The organism is Marinomonas sp. (assembly GCF_965225885.1).
In the GTDB taxonomy this organism is placed as follows: domain Bacteria; phylum Pseudomonadota; class Gammaproteobacteria; order Pseudomonadales; family Marinomonadaceae; genus Marinomonas.
In genome coordinates, this window is the sequence record NZ_OZ245329.1 from 3,984,445 (window position 1) to 4,002,998 (window position 18,554).

General features: G+C 41.4%; 16 protein-coding genes. 7 read left to right on the forward strand and 9 right to left on the reverse strand.

Features of this window, described 5'->3' with window-relative positions; all coding sequences use genetic code 11:
- Positions 1-5: 5 nt before the first annotated feature.
- Together ACO05V_RS19095 and lon are read right to left on the reverse strand one after the other, a co-directional pair.
- Positions 6-1,385, reverse strand: coding sequence for an MATE family efflux transporter (locus ACO05V_RS19095; protein WP_421855360.1), 1,380 nt, complete (start codon positions 1,383-1,385; stop codon positions 6-8).
- Positions 1,386-1,542: 157 nt separating this feature from the next.
- A complete protein-coding gene (lon, locus tag ACO05V_RS19100; RefSeq protein ID WP_421855363.1) occupies positions 1,543-3,981 on the reverse strand; it encodes an endopeptidase La in 2,439 nt (812 codons plus the stop codon).
- Between the two features lie 292 nt (positions 3,982-4,273).
- Here lon and upp point away from each other — a divergent pair, with 292 nt between their 5' ends.
- The gene (upp, locus tag ACO05V_RS19105) at positions 4,274-4,930 is read left to right on the forward strand and encodes a uracil phosphoribosyltransferase (protein ID WP_421855366.1); all 657 of its coding nucleotides are present in this window, start codon (positions 4,274-4,276) and stop codon (positions 4,928-4,930) included.
- 88 nt (positions 4,931-5,018) lie between these two features.
- Here upp and ACO05V_RS19110 read toward each other — a convergent pair whose 3' ends face one another.
- The 3 genes from ACO05V_RS19110 to ACO05V_RS19120 all read right to left on the reverse strand — a co-directional run bounded on the left by ACO05V_RS19110 (position 5,019) and on the right by ACO05V_RS19120 (position 7,917).
- The gene (locus tag ACO05V_RS19110) at positions 5,019-5,639 is read right to left on the reverse strand and encodes a LysE family translocator (protein WP_421855369.1); all 621 of its coding nucleotides are present in this window, start codon (positions 5,637-5,639) and stop codon (positions 5,019-5,021) included.
- Positions 5,640-5,663: 24 nt separating this feature from the next.
- Positions 5,664-6,305, reverse strand: a complete 642-nt coding sequence (locus ACO05V_RS19115) for a TetR/AcrR family transcriptional regulator (protein WP_421855372.1) — start codon at positions 6,303-6,305, stop codon at positions 5,664-5,666.
- Between the two features lie 457 nt (positions 6,306-6,762).
- Positions 6,763-7,917, reverse strand: a complete 1,155-nt coding sequence (locus tag ACO05V_RS19120; RefSeq protein ID WP_421855375.1) for a GGDEF domain-containing protein — start codon at positions 7,915-7,917, stop codon at positions 6,763-6,765.
- Between the two features lie 110 nt (positions 7,918-8,027).
- On the opposite strand from ACO05V_RS19120, the gene ACO05V_RS19125 reads away from it, so the two are divergent.
- The 3 genes from ACO05V_RS19125 to ACO05V_RS19135 all read left to right on the forward strand — a co-directional run bounded on the left by ACO05V_RS19125 (position 8,028) and on the right by ACO05V_RS19135 (position 12,115).
- Positions 8,028-8,999 (forward strand): glutathione S-transferase family protein, encoded by a 972-nt coding sequence (locus ACO05V_RS19125; protein ID WP_421855378.1) that lies wholly within the window; start codon positions 8,028-8,030, stop codon positions 8,997-8,999.
- 180 nt (positions 9,000-9,179) lie between these two features.
- A complete protein-coding gene (locus ACO05V_RS19130) occupies positions 9,180-10,046 on the forward strand; it encodes a glucosaminidase domain-containing protein (protein WP_421855381.1) in 867 nt (288 codons plus the stop codon).
- A gap of 152 nt (positions 10,047-10,198) precedes the next feature.
- Entirely contained in the window at positions 10,199-12,115 is a 1,917-nt protein-coding gene (locus ACO05V_RS19135; protein ID WP_421855384.1) for a beta-ketoacyl synthase, read from the forward strand.
- Between the two features lie 38 nt (positions 12,116-12,153).
- Here ACO05V_RS19135 and ACO05V_RS19140 read toward each other — a convergent pair whose 3' ends face one another.
- The gene (locus ACO05V_RS19140; RefSeq protein ID WP_421855387.1) at positions 12,154-13,050 is read right to left on the reverse strand and encodes a LysR family transcriptional regulator; all 897 of its coding nucleotides are present in this window, start codon (positions 13,048-13,050) and stop codon (positions 12,154-12,156) included.
- Between the two features lie 138 nt (positions 13,051-13,188).
- Here ACO05V_RS19140 and ACO05V_RS19145 point away from each other — a divergent pair, with 138 nt between their 5' ends.
- From ACO05V_RS19145 to ACO05V_RS19155, 3 genes are read left to right on the forward strand one after another with little or no spacing between them, the layout of a single operon-like run.
- Positions 13,189-13,728: a YceI family protein gene (locus ACO05V_RS19145; RefSeq protein ID WP_421855390.1), complete on the forward strand. Its 540-nt coding sequence runs from the start codon at positions 13,189-13,191 to the stop codon at positions 13,726-13,728.
- Positions 13,729-13,761: 33 nt separating this feature from the next.
- Complete coding sequence (locus tag ACO05V_RS19150) at positions 13,762-14,640, forward strand: hypothetical protein (RefSeq protein WP_421855393.1); 879 nt, start codon at positions 13,762-13,764, stop codon at positions 14,638-14,640.
- Between the two features lie 8 nt (positions 14,641-14,648).
- Positions 14,649-15,044, forward strand: coding sequence for a hypothetical protein (locus ACO05V_RS19155; RefSeq protein ID WP_421855396.1), 396 nt, complete (start codon positions 14,649-14,651; stop codon positions 15,042-15,044).
- A gap of 59 nt (positions 15,045-15,103) precedes the next feature.
- On the opposite strand, the gene ACO05V_RS19160 is transcribed toward ACO05V_RS19155, so the two are convergent.
- The 3 genes from ACO05V_RS19160 to ACO05V_RS19170 form a co-directional block, all read right to left on the reverse strand.
- The gene (locus ACO05V_RS19160) at positions 15,104-15,982 is read right to left on the reverse strand and encodes an SDR family oxidoreductase (protein WP_421855399.1); all 879 of its coding nucleotides are present in this window, start codon (positions 15,980-15,982) and stop codon (positions 15,104-15,106) included.
- Entirely contained in the window at positions 15,979-16,758 is a 780-nt protein-coding gene (locus ACO05V_RS19165; protein WP_421855402.1) for a TatD family hydrolase, read from the reverse strand. Before ACO05V_RS19165 ends, ACO05V_RS19160 begins: the two co-directional genes overlap by 4 nt.
- Before the next feature lie 106 nt (positions 16,759-16,864).
- Positions 16,865-18,421, reverse strand: coding sequence for a phosphoenolpyruvate carboxykinase (locus ACO05V_RS19170; protein WP_421855405.1), 1,557 nt, complete (start codon positions 18,419-18,421; stop codon positions 16,865-16,867).
- Positions 18,422-18,554: the final 133 nt, after the last annotated feature.

Genomic DNA, 18,554 nt, shown 5'->3' on the forward strand with positions numbered 1-18,554 from the left:
AAACTTTAAATTATTTCATCGTAATTGTGGTTATTAGTTGGCAAGATCTCACGAGCCTCTTTCTCTTCCAGCTCGGTAATGTAGTTTCTAGCCATATAAAACCCCAAACAACCAAAGATAACTGACCCAACGGCTTGTCCGAAAAGTATCCCCTCTGCCCCCATAAAAAGAGAAAAAACCGTAATCAAAGGCCATGTACCTAATGTCGCACGACCAAAATTTAACAAGGTTGAATTAAGCGGCTTACCAAGGTTATTGAAAACGGCAATCGCAATAAACAACAAACTCTGAAAGAAAAAGCTAAAAGACACAAAGGTAGCAAAAAACCGAATCAGATCCGCACTGCCTTGCGAGGCATGGAACACTGATACAAGCCAATCTTGCATTTGATAAAGACAAAAACACAATACTAAGCAATAACCTAGGGCATAAACCACGGCACTGCTGATCGCACTGTGCATTCTATCAAAACGCCCTGCGCCATAGTTTTGTCCTAATATAGGCCCAACAGCGCCAGACAAAGCAAATACACCACCAAATATAACAGGGATAATCCGCCCAATTACCGCAACCGCAGCAACCGCATCATCCCCAAACGACGAAGTGTGTTCCATAACAATGGCGTTTGCCAAAGGCGATGACATATTCGTTAACATGGCAGGAATGGCAATTACTGAAATAGACTTAACGTCTACAAAGAAGTCCATTAGGTCAAACTCACCCAACATCTTATGAATATGAACCACGCCATAATAGGACACAGCAACCATAGAAAAACGTGCAATCAAAGAAGCAATCGCAGCACCTTGTACACCCAAGCCAAAAGCAAAAATAAAAATAGGATCTAATAAGGCATTAACTAAACCGCCAACCAATGTGGCGTACATAGCACGACGAGCATCGCCCAATGCTCGCATAATGCCAGAGCCAATCATGCCGATCATTACCGCTGGCATACCTATGACTAAAATCTGCAAATATCCGGTTGCCAAGTCAAGCGTTCGCCCTGTAGCACCAATATACAAAAGAATATGAGGAATATTAGGCCAAATAAGCCAAACCACACCGGTCGAAAAGAAAATACCAAATGCCAACACATTAACGGCACGACGTTTAGCTAATTCAATATGCCCTTCGCCAACCGCTCTTGATACCAATGCTGTCGCCGCAATAGACACAGCAATGCTTAATGAAATAGTAAAAAACATAACGGTGCTGGCAAACCCTACCGCTGCCACGGCTTCTTTTTCGCCTAACATAGAGAGGAAAAGCATGTCGACCAAATCAACCAAGAACATGCACATCAGACCAAATGCGCCAGTGGCAGACATACTAACAACATGTTTAAAGGTTGAACCTTCTGTAAGCTTTGCCGGAGCAGGCATTTCTTTCCCCTGAAAATGACGCATCTACAACTATGCGACAAAAAAAACGAGACAAAAAGTTCGTCATTAAATAAAAAAACCGGACAAGCAAGCACTTGTCCGGCTGGTCATTTTCTCATGTATGACGATTTGAGAAAATGCTTACATTGCAGATAACCTAATGAAGATCGTTATTTGATCGATTAAAAACGATTTTTTCAACGTCGACAAAGCGTTCAGCAAAGTGTACCGTCATTCCCTCTTTTACTGATTCAGGCAACTCTTCAAAATCACGACGATTCGGCTCAGGTAAAATCACTTCACTAATTTTACTACGCTTGGCGGCAATGATTTTTTCACGAATACCGCCAACAGCCAAAACCTGACCGGTAAGCGTCAACTCACCTGTCATTGCCAACCCACGACGAACCGGCTCCCCTTTCGCTAATGACAACAAGGCCGTTGCCATGGAAATACCGGCGCTTGGTCCATCTTTTGGCGTTGCCCCTTCTGGCACATGCAAATGCACTAAACTTTTATCAAAGAATTCTGGGTGTTTCTGATAACTCTTTGCATGAGAGAAAACATAGGAATACGCAATTTCAGCAGATTCCTTCATTACGTCACCAAGCTTACCCGTGAGTTTCAAGCCCCGCGTCAGTTCATGGACTTTATTGGCTTCAATCGGCAAAGTCGCCCCGCCCATAGAAGTCCAAGCCAAGCCAGTCACCACACCAACGCCTTGTAATGTTTTCTCAGGTCGGAAATAAGGCATCCCCAATAAGGTCTCTACGTCTTTCACGCCAACACTGATATGCTTTTTTTCACCCGTCATTAATTCTACAACACTTTTGCGCAAGATCTTTTGCAGCAATTTGTCTAAGCCACGCACCCCAGCCTCACGAGCATAATGCTCGATGATGTGACGCAACGCAGCATCAGTGATATTTAATTGCTTCTTCAATAACTTGTTTTTCTTAAGCAATTTTGGCCATAAGTGCTGTTTAGCAATCGCCAGTTTTTCATCACCGATGTAACCGGATAATCGAATAACATCCATTCGATCTAACAAAGGCGCTGGAATAGTATCCAACTGGTTTGCGGTACAAATAAACAAAGCCTTAGATAAATCGATGCGCATATCTAAATAGTGATCGAGGAACTCAACATTTTGCTCAGGATCAAGCGCTTCCAACAAAGAAGACGCTGGATCACCTTGGAAAGAAGAGCCAATTTTATCGATCTCATCCAACATGATAACGGGGTTTTCGACTTCAACGTCTTTTAACGCTTGCACAAATTTACCCGGCAAAGCACCAATATAGGTACGTCGATGACCTTTAATTTCGGCTTCATCGCGCATACCACCAAGACTAAAACGATAAAACTTACGATTCAAAGACTCAGCAATCGATTTACCAATTGACGTTTTACCGACACCTGGTGGGCCGACCAACAATAGAATACTACCGCCCATTTCGCCGCGGTGTGCACCCAAAGCTAAGAATTCAACAATGCGGTCTTTTATGTCGCCAAGACCTGCATGATGAGATTCCAGAACCTCACGCGCTAATTTGATATCTAAGTTATCTTTCGAATGAACGCCCCACGGCAAAGACGTCGCCCAATCCAAATAATTACGAGTTACGCCATACTCAGGGGAGCCTGTTTCTAGAATGCTGAGTTTGTGTAGCTCTTCTTGGATCTTATCGTTCACTGCTTTGGGCAAGATTTTACCGTCTAAGCGAGATTCAAATGTTTCGACATCAGAAGTGCGGTCATCTTTTGAAATACCCAGCTCTTTCTGGATGATTTTCAATTGCTCTTTTAGGAAAAAGTCTCGCTGATGCTTACTTATTTTATCGTTCACTTCGGCGCTAATTTCATTCTGCAAGCGCGCAATTTCAAGCTCTTTTCGTAGCAAGGTAAGCGCCAAATGCATACGAGCATTCACTGGAATGGTCGCCAAAACATCGTATAAATCTTCTGCGTCAGCGGAAGTAATGGACGCAGCGAAGTCAGCCAACAAGCCCGATTCATTAAATGAGAATCGACCTAGATACTGTCTTAGATCTTCGCTAAACAAAGGGTTTAAGCGAATCAGTTGTTTAATCGCATCCAAAATAGCAATGGAATAAGCTTTCGACTCGTCATCATTGGATTTCACATCATTAAGGTAACGAACGCGAGCGAGGTAAGGCGCTTCTTCACTTAGCCATTCGATCACCTCAAAACGTTTTACACCTTGAGCTAGAAAGGTCAATTTATCATTTTGCTTCTCGGCTTTATGTACTCTAGCAACACAGCCAATAGAGCGAAACCCATCTACGGAAGGCGCTTTTTTGGTTTTTTTGTCCGCATAAACCAAACCTACGACCGCTTGAGGATGCTCTGCGATTCGCTCTAAAGTATCTTCCCACTGCTCAGCATCCACCATGACAGGCTGAACCTGCGCGGGGAAAAATGGACGACTTGAAATAGGTAAAATAAACAATGTCTCAGGCAAAACATCATCAGGAAGGGCAAGACCTCTAGGATCACTAATGACAACGCCTTCTTCTTCCGTTACGTCAACTTGGTCTTCTTGTGCATCTAAGTATTGCTCGTCATCACTCATAATAAACTTCTCAATAAATCTGTATTTTTGTAAAAAATGACGCCAGATATGTCTATGGCTATTTTTTATAAGCTTTTGCTATGGATAGATCTTATGTAATGACGATATTGCCGAAAACAATACCATAAGCCATTTTCCCAAATGCTTACTCACTTCAATAAACAAACTAACCCATAGGACAGGATTAGTTATTTGGCCTATTCCGACTTAGTGTTATTATAAGAGTCATAATAAAGATCGAACTCGCTCAATTTCATACTCTCGACCCAGAGTTACAAAAAAGGAAAGGCTAATGACCCGCGATGAACTCCTTAAGGCTTACAACGATATATTTGTGATCAAACACCCTTTTGTTAAACACAAATTAACCAGTCTTCGCGATAAAAACACCAGCACCCGTGAATTTCGTATGTTAGTAGAAGAGCTAGGTACACTAATTGGCTACGAAGCAACTCGCGATCTAGAAACAACCGATGTTGAAATTGAAACACCATTAGAAAAAGCTATGTGCCCGGTGCTAAAGGGTAAGAAGCTTTGTATTGTTACTATAATGAGAGCGGGTAATGGGCTGGCTGAGGGCGTCCTAAAATTGTCGCCTAGCGCACGAGTTGGGCACGTTGGCTTGTATCGTGATCCAGAAACAAAACAACCTGTGAAATACTACTTAAAAATGCCTCATTCCGTGAATGAGCGTACGATCATTGTCGTTGACCCTATGCTAGCAACAGGTAACTCTGCGATTATGGCCATCGATAAAATGAAAGAAATGGGCGCAACAGATATTCGCTTTATCTGCCTATTTGCGGCTCCAGAAGGCATCGAAGCATTCAAAGCTGCGCATCCTGATGTCGCTATGTACATTGGCTCGATTGACCGTGGTCTTGATGAGCACGCCTACATCCGTCCAGGTGTTGGCGATGCTGGCGATCGTATTTACGGCACGCGCTAATCATTAAAAAGCAAATAGAAAGCCGCCTTTTAACTCAATAAAAGGCGGCTTTTTTTATTACTCAAAAGAGAGAAATAAATTATAAACGCTAACTCTTAAGAGCCAAAAACGCACCAGCGCTTGCCATGATTCCGCCCGCTGTCCTATTCAATGTTTTCATCGAACGCTCAGACTTCATGAAACGTCGTGCCTGAGAAGCTCCTATAGAAATTGCTGTCAAACCCAGCAACAATGCCACAAAAGTAAGAAACGACGCCAACACAATATCCGTCGCACTCAAAACAGTTAAATCCATAAAAGTCGGCAAAAAAGCGACATAAAAAAGTATCACTTTAGGATTTGAAGCGGAAATCATAAAGCCTTGAATAAAACTCGCCATCTCGTTCTTTGCTTCTTGTAAGTTATCACCCGAAGACACAGTAGAAACTGGCGATATCCACATTTTCCATCCCAAATAAATAAGATAAGCGGCGCCTGCATAACGTATAACAAGAAACACTTCTTCCCAAGCTGATGCAATTGCTGCCAAGCCGTAACAAGCCATCACCAAATAGACGATATCACTCATTACCATACCAAGACTTAGGGAAAAACTCGCTCGCGCGCCTCTAGAAATACTTCTAGCTAAAATAGCAAAAACGCCAGGGCCAGGAGTAATACCAAAAATAAAAATAGCGAGAAAAAACGTAATTCCACTTTCTAATGTCATAGCCAGCTCTCCATCAATTTACAACTATTGCTCAACACCACAACCCGCTAACACCATGCGAGTAATAAACTGTTTAGCTTCTTCATAATCGCTTTCTTCTAACTCGTCTTTCTGCAACAGAATTTTCACTTGTGCATCAAAATCTGCATAAGTCTGAGTCATCGCCCAAATGCTAATAAAAAGATGCTCGGTGGAAACGGGATTCATCAAACCTTTATCAACCCAAACCTGAATCGTCGCTTTTTCGCGACTTAATTCAGTAACAAATAGGTTTCTAAGATAGTCTAAGACAAAAACCTCCTCTCCAATCAACGCCATCGCAAAGATCTTAGAGGCACTTTTATTGCTACGAGATTGATCTATTTTTTCGCTAATATAACGCGTCAGATTTTGCTTAGGTCCTTCTTCAACATTAAATTCGCTGACGGAGTCTAACCAAAGGCGAAGAATGCGCTCTAACACTGCTTCTAGAAGGTCTTTTTTAGAACGATAGTAATAATGAACATTGGCCTTGGGTAAACCCGCTTCATCGGCGATCATCTGAGTTGTGGTTTTAGCCAAACCTTGTCGAGCAAAGACACGTTCCGATGTTTCTAAAATAAGGGTTTGGTTTTGAGCACGGATATGCGCTTTCAACTGATCTTTTGGTCGTTTAACTTCACTCAAGGATTGGCCTCGCTGATCAAAATACTACTAAAGGGGGAATGTTTGTTATATCGACTTACCGTCCTGTGCGATACGCCTGAAGAATAACATTCTTTACATTAGGCACGAAGCCTTAAGAAAAAATTGCAAAAAAAAGGGAGCCGAAGCTCCCCATTTCCCCTCGTAGCAGAGACCTTAATGACTATAGGCATTCGTCATTAGGCTAACTGCTACACCACGTTGGCACTGTGATCGAGACGTAAAAATATGAATTACGTACCTCAATGTTCTTGCTCGGTGGTCATAACATAATATGTACCACCACGGTTACTGACCCAGCAAACCGAAAAAACCCTACTGCCTTCTAATAAGCGAATACGATCTTTTATGTAATCTAAAAACAGATTATAGACAGCTGATTTTACAGTGCAATAGGTGAGAGTAAAATAATTGATCGATCGGTCAGTTTTTTTAGGATTTATATACTTTTAGGAGGCGGCGATTTAGAAACACGGTTCCGCCCCTTCTTTTTAGACTGATACAAGGCTTCATCCGCCCTCTTTAAGACAGAGTCCGGAGATTCACCAACAATCGCATAGGCAACACCGAGACTGGCAGTCACATTCACCGCTGTGTCTTGTTTCTTTTTGGGATCAAATACTTCTACCAAGGCCTCTTCGATGCTTTCTCGAATCAACTCTAAAACATCCTCAACCTCAGTAAGACGCTTACCTCGAAATACTATGGTGAATTCTTCACCACCGAAACGGAACGCTTTCCCGGGGCTAGAAAACTGTTTCAGCTGAGAGGCAACACTTTTCAGGACTTTATCGCCCATATCGTGTCCATAGGTGTCATTAAATTTTTTAAAATGATCAACATCGACCATGGCTATCGCATAGTGCTTAGACAAACCAACAAGCTGCTCATTCAACGCACGTCTACCAGGCAACTTGGTCATATCATCTAAATAAGCCATTCGATGACTTTCCATCAGCAAAAACCAAATCCATAGTAAAAACTGTGCCGACAGCAAAGCATTAAACTGCATATCAGAAGAAACAAAATGACTAATAACCAACAAACTGACAATACTAATCAGTCCACTTGCCCGAAAAGTATCACCACTAAACCACCAAGCAACACCCAATGCCGACGCACTCAAAAATAAAACACTCCACAATAGAACAGTAGACCAGCTAACACTGGCGGTAAAAAATGCATGATCCAAAAAGGCAAAAGACACCCAGTTTCGCTCAATGGCGTAACACCAACAAACCAGCATCAAAACAAATGAAATACGATTAACCGCAAAGCGATTAAAAAAGCCTCGTTCTGGTATAAATCCCAGCAAAGCAATGCAGAAACAAGAAACGACTAAGTATGCAGTCAATGATGCTTCCTGGTCAGAGTCGCCATATAGCTTTGGAATCAACAACAGCAAAACAAGAATCAACACTCGACCTTTATTAAAATGCCAAGCGAGTAAAATAGCGACACAGGCAAAAATAAGAGGAAGTAACGGCAGTAGACTGAACCACAAAGGTGGTAACAGACCAACATACAAACTAGCATAAACACTCACTAGTAAAATAACGCACGGAACAAACAATGAACTTAAACGTTCAGACATAAAATTATTAAACCCATCGAATCATTCGATTAAATACGACCAATATATTGCCCCGAAAACGATTCAATTTCATTAATAATAATGTGGAACTTAAATTAGAGGAAAAAACAATGGGATTACTTGTAGACGGCCAGTGGGTTGATCAGTGGTATGACACCGAAGCGAGCAAAGGAAAGTTTGTTCGCAGCGAGTCCGAGTTCAGAAACTGGATCTACCCAAAAAGCGAATACCAAGCAAACAACCCAAGTCATTTTCCAGCCCAAGCAGGACGTTATCACCTGTATGTTTCGCTTGCCTGCCCGTGGGCGCACCGCGCTTTGATTTTTATTAAATTAAAGCAATTAGAAGACATCATTAGTATTAGTTGCGTCCATCCAGACATGCTCGAAAATGGTTGGAAATTCAAACAAGACGATAACTTCAGAGATCCTAATATTGATATCGGTGATCCACTACACCAATTTGATTTTGCTTATCAACTTTATACAAAAGCAAAGCCAGATTACAGCGGTAGAGTGACCGTGCCTATTCTATGGGACAAAGAACGTCAAACCATAGTCTCAAACGAGTCATCTGAAATCATTCGTATCTTTAACCACGCCTTCAATGAGATGACTGCCAATCATCTAAATTTCTATCCAAACGACAAAGCAGAAGACATTGATCAAATTAATGAACGTATTTACCACACAGTTAACAATGGCGTTTACAAATGTGGTTTTGCGACAACCCAAGATGCATATGAAGAAGCACTAGAGCCTCTTTTTGATACTTTGAATTTCTTAGAAGAAAAATTATCAAGCAGTACTTATTTACTAGGAGAAGAACAAACAGAGGCAGACTGGCGCCTTTTTACCACGCTCATTCGCTTTGATGCCGTCTACTTTGGACACTTTAAATGTAATATAAAACGCATTTTAGATTACCCAAATCTAAACGTTTTTCTAAAACGCCTATACGATGTTCCAAGTATTGACAACACAGTAAACTTACAACACATCAAACGTCATTATTATTACAGCCACAAAACAATCAACCCAACTCAAGTGGTTCCAGTGGGACCCGCTAAATTATTTCCTTAAACATCAATTAACTAAAAATGAAATTAAGGCAAATTCAAGAAGCCTGAGTTAAAGTCTATTAAAGTGAGCCATTTTTAAGGATAATGGGCTCACTTTTTTATCTGCGTCCCCTTCAGTTAGCCATTACGTCATCTGTTATGCTGGCTGAAAAATATAAATATTTGAGACTTGTGGTTATTTATGGAAAAGAAAATACTCTGGATTATCTCTTTTGCACTAATATTTATTTTGTGGATTAAAGCAGGCCCATTTAAAAATGATCTAGACGATTCACAGAGCGAGCCACCTGAAGCAAGCTCTCCATACGAAGAATCTGGTGAAGCAACATCTGATGAAAAAAACTATTTTAAATCACATCCCATTCAAATGGTCAGCCCTGATTTTGCTGCGATTACCGATGTAAAAGAACGTAAAAAAGCTTTCTTCGATTATTTAACGCCTTTTATAAATGAAAAAAACAGCCTTATTTTAAAAGACCGAGAGCGTCTAAATGCGCTACTTAAAAGCAATAAAAAGCTATCAGCAAAAAATAAAAAATGGATTTCTTCTCTTCGCCAAAATCATAAACTCAAGCACCTTGAGAACTATTCAAAAGACGATATAAAAGCATTACTGAACCGACTCGATATCATCCCGGCGTCCCTTGTTTTAGCGCAAGCAGCAAATGAATCTGCATGGGGTACATCTCGCTTTGCCACCAAGGGCAACAATTACTTTGGTCAGTGGTGTTTTAGGAAGGGTTGCGGCTTAGTACCAGAATCAAGAGACGAAGATGCGGACCATGAAGTGCGGAAATTTAATGATGCTCGTGAATCTGTTTTTGCTTATATCGATAACTTAAATACCAACGCCGCTTACAAAAAACTCAGAGCATCTCGGGCACAGCTGCGAGAAAATAAAGAAATAGTGACAGGCCTTGTCCTTGTCCATGGTTTGGAAAACTACTCTGAACGAGGCCAAGCCTATGTGGAAGAAATTGAAAGCTTAATCAATTACAACAAGCTATGGCGTTTCAATCGCATTCAGCAAAAACCAGCCCCTCAATAAAGTAACTGCAATATTTCAAGCTTAAACCGAACTAAAATGTCATAAAATGCAATTTATTGTTACGGAATTACTTTATGCGGGGTGGCTAAGCGCCCCCCCCCTTCATTACAATAACGTAATATTTCACCCACTCATCAAACGAGGAAATTCAATTGGCCCGTTTACCTGTTATTGTTGGCTTTGGCGGAATCAATTCGGCTGGTCGTACCTCTTCACATCAAGCATATCGCCGAATTGTCTTTGATCTTCTTCCAAGCACAATCCAGCAGGATGTTTTACTCGATCTTGCCACTATTACCAACATGGCCGAACATAAAAATGGTCTTTGGTATACAAATGGTGGGGAAGCGTTAGATGCCGCAGCACTTGTTGATAGCATTGGAGAATCTCTTCTTGCACGCACCTTGATTCGTCGTATTCACCCTAGTTTATTTGATGTTGATCACGTAGTTTTACACAAGTCTACAACGCTACAATCCAGTCAAAGCGAAGAAAAGCTAAGCTTCACTATCAAGACACGCTCTCTTCCAAATGATCGTCCTACAAACTGGCAAGTAACAGAGCTTTCCGACACCCTAAGCGAAGTTATTGTTGACGGTAATTTAGAAACCTTTATTAAAGACACACGCTCACTTTCTGTAAAAGCAGCCGGACAACTACCTACTGGCTTTGATCCATCTAAGCTATACCAAAGCCGAAACCATCCTCGTGGTTTACAGATGACGGTCTATGGCGCATCAGATGCAGTTAAGAGCAGTGGTATTGATTGGGAAACCATTCGCAGCAAAGTCGCTCCAGACCAAATGGCCGTTTACGCTGCCAATTCAATTGGTCAAATGGATGACCTAGGCTTTGGTGGCATGCTCAAATCTGCTCTAATGGGTAAACGCACAACATCAAAACACTTGCCTCTTGGCTATGCTCAAATGCCAGCGGACTTTGTAAACGCTTATATTCTAGGTAGTGTCGGTAGCGTCGGAACGGCAATTGGCGCCTGTGCAACGTATTTTTTCAATTTAGAAAAAGCCATCGATGGAATAAAAACAGGCAAGTTTCGAGTAGCCATGGTTGGTGGCAGCGATGCTCCGATCACACCTGAAATTATTGAAGGTTTCAGAACAATGGGCGCCTTAGCGGAAGATACAGCTCTGCTAGCTCTTGATCAGATTACCAACCAAGAAGAACCAGACCATACTCGCAGCTGTCGACCATTTGCCCAGAACTGTGGTTTCACCATTGGAGAATCTAGCCAATGGACACTATTAATGGACGATGAGCTTGCCATTGAATTAGGCGCAGAAATATTCGGTTCTATTCCAGCAGTATTTTCACATGCGGATGGACATAAGAAATCTATTTCAGCACCAGGCATTGGCAATTATTTGACCATGAGCAAAGCCATGGCTTACCTACAAAACATCATAGGCAATGACGGCTTAACTCAGCGTACTTTTATTCAAGCGCATGGCACAAGTACACCGCAAAACCGCATCACTGAGTCTCATGTATTGAGCAAAGCGGCGACAAGCTTTGGCGCAACAGAAATCCCCGTTGTAGCAATGAAAGCTTTCCTTGGCCACTCTCAAGGCACGGCTGGTGGTGACCAACTTCACTTATCTTTAGGTGTCTGGAAGGATGGCATTTTGCCTGGGATAACAACATCACACGAGGTTGCTGATGATGTTTATCAAGATGGCCTAAAATTCCAACTCAGACATGAAGCCTATGGAAAAGACTATTTTGATGCGGCGCTATTAAACTCAAAAGGTTTCGGCGGAAACAATGCGACAGCCGTTTTGCTCTCTCCAATGCAGACTATGAAAATGCTAGATAAGCGCTACAGTGCAGAACAAATGAGCAGTTACCAAGCGAAAAACGCTGATGTTGCTGCGGCTGCAGAAGAATACAACCAATCCGCTATTCGTGGCGAAACGCTTCCTATTTATAAGTTTGGCTTTAACGTATTAGGCGGCGAAGAACTCAGCATCACAGATCAGGAAATCCGTTTACCTGGCTATGAAATGCCAGTAAATCTAAATATCGAAAATGAGTTTAGCGACTTAAAATAACGTAAAACCTCATACCTAGAAGACTGGCCAATACATCATTAGAATTTTGTATTGGCCAGTTTTTCTTGTAAAAAATCCAGTAATAATCGCGTCTTTCTAGACATTAGTTTTCGTTGTGGATAGATAGCATAAAAGCATATTTCATAGCCTTTATACTGCGGCAATAAGTTGATCAGCTCACCTGATTCAATATATTTTGCTACCAGAAAGTCAGGCTGATAAATTATCCCTAAACCAGCTAATGCAAAGCGCGTCAAAGCCCCACCATTATTCGCAGTGAAAGTCCCTGACGTTGATACCGTTCGAAAAACACCTTCCTCATCCAGCAACGACCAACGATTTGGCACCAGCGCATTGCTGTACAAAAGACAAGAATGTCCTTCTAAATCTTCTATACGATCAAGCTCACCATACTTTGAAATGTAATCTGGTGACGCACAAACAAATCCTCTGGAATAACACAAGGGCCGCGCCACAAACTGATCTCCACCTAAATCACCACCTCTAATAGCGATATCCACACCAGATTCAGTCATATCAATACGTTTATCGCTAAAGTCGACATCCAATTCAATTTGAGGATACAAGCGACTAAAGTTATCCAGCAAAGGAACAATATGTGATAAACCAAAGTCCATTGGCACACTTATCTTCAATAGCCCTTTTGGTTTTTGTGTCAAATCACCAATTTCACTTTCCGCTTCTTCAATCGCATCAAGTATCGCAATACAATGCTGATAATACTTACGACCAGCATGAGTAATACTGATATTACGAGTATTACGCTGTAACAGCTTAGTGCCTAACTCTTCCTCAATGGAATTTATATAACGTGTCACCATTGGACGAGAAATCCCCAAAGAGTCACTGGCCAATTTAAAGCTCTCAGCTTCATAAACACGGCAAAACACCTTCATCGCCTGCAGCTTATCCATTCACTCACCTAAAAAATAAAAAGTTCCCCCATTATCATTTCTTTTTAGTGAATATTGAATTGTTTTTTGGGGGGATTATTTATTTAAAAAAACAACCTACACTGCTCACATCTTTAAACCTTATAACGGAGCATTAGAATGAAAGTAATAACTATCAGTGCATTAGTACTCGCATCAAGCTTAACCATGGCAGCGGATTACAAAATTGATCCAGCCCATTCAGGCGTTGCATTTAAAATCGGACATTTGGGCGTTAGTACAACCGTAGGTCGCTTTAATGAATTCGAAGGTGATTTTACATATGCAGAAGACGGCAAGTCAGGTAGTGCATCTCTAACAATCAAAGCGGATAGTATTGATACCAATCACGATGCTCGTGACAAACACCTTCGCAGCCCTGATTTTTTAGATGTTAAGCAGTTCCCAACATTGACCTTTAAAAGCACTAAATTTGAGGGAAACACTTTAGTTGGCAATCTAACGATACATGGTGTAACAAAACCAGTTAGCTTTGATGTTAAAAAAATTGGTGAAGGAAATGATCCTTGGGGCGGCTACCGCGCAGGTTTTGAAGCAAAAACTGTCATTCAGCGTAGCGACTTTGGTGTGACTTACTTTATTCCTGGTGTGACAGATACAACAGAAATTGAAGTTTACGTGGAAGGCATTCGCCAATAATCAATTTATAAAAAAGCACCAAGGAAAGCGATCATGTACGAAGAAGCCAGTAACTCTACTATTTTAATGCTATTACATACGGCAGTTTACCCCTTTCTCGCCGCACTAATAGTCAGCATGGTTGCTGGCAAACTGTTACGTGCCTCGTCTTATCTTGGCTATCTTGGTGGCTTTATTGTCGGACTCAGCTTGATTCATTCAGGCTTGAGTTTCCCGCCTAAACAAGCAATAGATTATTACAACATAACCGTACTAATCGGCATTGCCTCAATGCTGAGCTTGACGCTAATAAAGAGTTTGGCACTAAGAAATGCAGTAAGCATTGTATTATTCGGACTGTCGTTCTACTTTTTACTTAATCCTGTACTAATACATTCAGGGCTCATCATCAGCCTTAGCTGGGCAGTTGGTTGTGCGATTCTCACACTGATCTACCAACTTCTTTCTCAAGATAAAGTACAAAAAACAGTACCACTCAAAACAAGTAATGAGCGAAACATCTCACCACTACTTTTGCCAATAGGATTAATGATTGTTGCTGGCGCAGCGGCCCCCGTTATATCGATTGGAGGAAGCTTACTAATAGGACAATTATTAGGGGCATTAGGAGCAGCGTTATTTGGTTATGTTGTTATTAGTTATTTCACAAAAACAACTCTCAGTTACGCTAGCATTCCAGCCGCCCTAATACTTGGAGGTCTGATTACACAAAGTCATGTTCTGGCAGACATTCCGTTAAATGTCATGCTAATGCTTGCTGCTAGTTGCTTTGTAACACCAATAGCAGTTGCGCTAGGTAAAAAATTAAGCAATAAACAAAGCATCTTTGTCATTATCGGCCAAATCATTGTTAGCGTTTTAATCAGCGGATTAAGCTTATGGCTAGTTTGGCCAGAAAGTAGCTTATATTGATCTAATCTTTGAAGATTGATCTAGAGGAACGCCATAGTGGCAATATAATTGCCGCTATGGCGCAGTTAGCTGCGCCAAGTGACAATACATACAAAGCATCTGACTCACTAATATTTAAATGTATGAGTATAAAAACAGAGTTAGGTAGAACACTAAATAACCATATTGCAATAACTAAAAAGAAGCGCCCAAATCCAGATAATCCTTTTACTCGAACTAAAAGCCAAGCAGTAAAAAACAAATACACAAAAATAGATAACGCGAACAAGAAAGCCATCCCAACGGAGGCATGTTTAACAACATCTTCTAAAGCCGAACGCCCTAAAAATGAAGCTGGTGTTGACGCATACCAAACAATACTCAAAACTATTTGGAGGATAAAAACCAACACTACCGCTTTATGATTTATTTTGTACACATCATCTCCTATTCTGCCTATTTATCCTCAACTAAAAGCCAATTATTAACTAGCTTGGTACAACTCTTTAACCAAACTTCTTAGTTTTGACCGCCATGGACGCTGTTTTATGCCAAAGTGGTTAAATATCTTTCGACAAGACAACGATTGTCGTTGCATTGCAGAGGTTTCCTGCACTTCTGGGAATGAGTCACCAATTGCCTCAACCTCAACCTGTGCTTTTGGGTCAAACTGACTAGAAGTTGCCAGAATCGCCTCAACCAATCGTATCCAACTAATTTCTTCAGCACAGCAATAATGGTAAATACCTTTATTTTGGCCACCATAATGCCCTTGATTCACCATCGACAAAATGACTCGAACCAAATCTGATACAGGGGTCGGACTACCAATTAAGTCATCTTTATAAGCAAGATTAACGCCATCTTGGATTAAGCCAAGTGTTCTACAAACAAAGTCATCGCCTTTACCGCTAAATAACCAACCAGTACGCAAGACAATATTTTCAGCATTACTAAGTACAATGGACTCGGCTTCAATCAATGCCTTGGCGTAGGGCTCAAGACTGTCTGGGACATCAGCTTCAGCATAGGGAGCATCTTTGCTCCCAGAAAAAACTCTAGCGCTGCTAATCATAATTAATGGAGCATTTGCCTCACCACTCAAATACCGTAAAGTAGATTGGAATTTCCCATAATCACTTTGCAACGCGTAACGCAAACTTAACGCATCAATAATTACGTCAAACTGCATTGCATCTAACTCAGCTCTTCTTGCGATATCTAACAAAAGCGACTCTTCTGGACACAGCCATTCGAATTCAGCTTTTCCTTTAGAAAGCTGCAATAAAGACGAACCCACTTCTGTGCCACTTCCCAAAAGAAGAATACGAATAGGGGCATTAATATCTTTTGTAATATTCAAAGTAAGTCCTCGTTCCACCTAGGAAAAGCCCTCAATAGATTATCATATGTCTGCTGTGCAATCAGCTCTACTCCCTCTTCCCTTATCGACGCAACGCACTGCGCAATAAGCGGAATAGAAAGCGGGGTATTATTTTGGCCTTGAAAGCCATAAAGCGGCATATCAGGTGAATCGGTTTCAAGAACAAACGCGCTATTACTGAGCGACGCCAATACTCGATGAGCTTTTTTTGCTCTTGGATAAGTCACTGTTCCACCAATCCCCAGCACAAACCCAAGATCTAAAAAACGTTTAGCCTGTTCAAGACTGCCATTAAAAGCATGAACAACGCCACCGTCTTTAAAACCAACTTCCCGCAAGCACTTAAGCACTAAATCATAACTTTTTCTGGCATGTAAAATAACAGGTAATTTCAATGACTTAGCGACACTTAACTGACGAGAAAAAAAAGGTATTTGCACACTCATATCAACCGCATTAGGCCAGCAATCCAACCCTATTTCACCAACGGCAACCACTCGCTGCGTGTCACATTGCTCCCCAAGAAAATCGATTTGATCTAACGAAGCTTCTGCCAAAAAATAGGGATGTAAGCCATAAGCAGCTCGCCATTCTGGATAACGCTTAATTAATGCTTCCAACTTTGACCAACTAGCAAAAGTAGTCCCAGGCACTAAAAAACCAGTCACCTCATTTTCCAGACAACGCGACATTAACGAATCGCGCTGCTCGTCAAACACATCAAAATCTAAATGACAATGGCTATCAATAAACATACACGAAAGATTACATTATTTAGACACTAAGTGTTAGCGCATAAATCACTAAAAACAAAAAAGCCGCGCTAAATGCGCGGCTTTTGAAAGATACTATAAAATATTGTTAAAGCGATGGACCTGCTTTAACAATAGCATCAGATACAGTATCGAACTTCTTAAAGTTCTCAACAAACTGATTAATCAGATTTTTTGCTTGCGCTTCATAAGCCGCCTGATCAGACCAAGTTTTACGAGGGTTCAATAGAACACTATCAACACCAGGAACCTGAGTAGGAACATCTAGGTTAACATCAGCCAAATGCTCAGTTTCTGCATCAGCCAACACGCCAGATTGAATCGCCGAAATTACCGCACGAGTTGTTGGGATGCTAAAGCGTTTGCCGCCTTGACCATGGGCACCGCCAGTCCAACCAGTATTTACTAGATAAACTTTGCTGCCAAACTCTTCAATACGCTTAATCAACAGATCCGCATACACATCAGCAGAACGAGGGAAGAAAGGCGCACCGAAACAAGTAGAGAAGGTTGATTTAATACCCGTACCTGCACCCATTTCCGTTGAACCAACTAGCGCAGTGTAACCACTCAAAAAGTGATAAGCCGCTGCTTCTTTCGTCAGAATAGAAACGGGAGGAAGAACCCCCGTCAAATCACACGTTAAAAAGATAATAGCATTTGGTTCGCCAGCACGGTTTCCAGCTGCACGCTTTTCAATATGCTCACGAGGATAACCAGCACGGCCATTCTGAGTCAAAGACGTATCAGCGTAATCCGCAACACGTGTTTCAGGATCCAAAACGACGTTTTCAACGATAGTGCCAAATTTAATCGCATCCCAAATGATTGGTTCATTCTTTTGAGAAAGATCGATCGTTTTTGCATAACAACCACCTTCAATGTTGAAAACTGTGTCTTTGCCCCAGCCGTGCTCATCATCACCTATCAAAAAGCGCTCAGGATCAGCAGACAAGGTTGTTTTACCCGTACCAGACAAGCCAAAAAACAATGTCACATCATCTTCTGTACCGACGTTAGCAGCGCAGTGCATAGGCAATACATCATAAGCAGGCAATAAATAGTTCTGCACAGAGAACATGGCTTTTTTCATTTCGCCAGCGTAACGCATACCCGCGATAAGCACTTTGCGCTCAGCAAAGTTTAGAATCACACAACCATCTGAATTGGTACCATCACGATCAGGTTCACAAACAAAATCTGGCGCATTAAGAATCTGCCATTCACCTTTACTTGATGGATTGTAGACATCAGGACGAATAAACAGGTTGCGACCGAACAACTGATGCCAAGCGGTTTCAGTACGCATAATCACTGGTAAATAATATTCATCTCCCGCACCGACATGAATGTTAGATACAAACGACTCTTTACCATCAAGGTACGCTGCCACTCGATCCCAAAGCGGTGCAAATTTCGCTTCTGGAAATGGGCGGTTTACCGGTCCCCAATGAATGCTATCCTTACTGGACGCTTCTTCTACGATGAAACGATCCATAGGAGAACGACCGGTACGAGCGCCCGTTTCAACAACAAGCGCGCCGTTATCGGCAAGAACCCCTTCGCCATTTTGCAGGGCTTTTTCAACCAACTGCGGCGTAGTTAAATCTGTATGAATACTAGTTACGTCTGATGCGGAGTTCATGTTACTAAATCCTCTGAACTAAAAAGATTGTCTGGTCATTTTTGTTATTATGCGAAAGTTTTTTTCTGTGAAAAGTATAGTAACAAAACAATCTAAGAAAAAATATTGTTATAACAATATGTTATTTTATTAC

Coding starts and splice junctions, on each gene's coding strand:
- ACO05V_RS19140 (WP_421855387.1), bottom strand. CDS start 13,050: ATGGATAAGCTGCAGGCGATGAAGGTGTTTTGCCGTGTTTATGAAGCT.
- ACO05V_RS19095 (WP_421855360.1), bottom strand. CDS start 1,385: ATGCCTGCTCCGGCAAAGCTTACAGAAGGTTCAACCTTTAAACATGTT.
- upp (WP_421855366.1), top strand. CDS start 4,274: ATGACCCGCGATGAACTCCTTAAGGCTTACAACGATATATTTGTGATC.
- ACO05V_RS19130 (WP_421855381.1), top strand. CDS start 9,180: ATGGAAAAGAAAATACTCTGGATTATCTCTTTTGCACTAATATTTATT.
- ACO05V_RS19145 (WP_421855390.1), top strand. CDS start 13,189: ATGAAAGTAATAACTATCAGTGCATTAGTACTCGCATCAAGCTTAACC.
- ACO05V_RS19125 (WP_421855378.1), top strand. CDS start 8,028: ATGGGATTACTTGTAGACGGCCAGTGGGTTGATCAGTGGTATGACACC.
- ACO05V_RS19150 (WP_421855393.1), top strand. CDS start 13,762: ATGTACGAAGAAGCCAGTAACTCTACTATTTTAATGCTATTACATACG.
- ACO05V_RS19170 (WP_421855405.1), bottom strand. CDS start 18,421: ATGAACTCCGCATCAGACGTAACTAGTATTCATACAGATTTAACTACG.
- ACO05V_RS19120 (WP_421855375.1), bottom strand. CDS start 7,917: ATGTCTGAACGTTTAAGTTCATTGTTTGTTCCGTGCGTTATTTTACTA.
- ACO05V_RS19110 (WP_421855369.1), bottom strand. CDS start 5,639: ATGACATTAGAAAGTGGAATTACGTTTTTTCTCGCTATTTTTATTTTT.
- ACO05V_RS19165 (WP_421855402.1), bottom strand. CDS start 16,758: ATGTTTATTGATAGCCATTGTCATTTAGATTTTGATGTGTTTGACGAG.
- lon (WP_421855363.1), bottom strand. CDS start 3,981: ATGAGTGATGACGAGCAATACTTAGATGCACAAGAAGACCAAGTTGAC.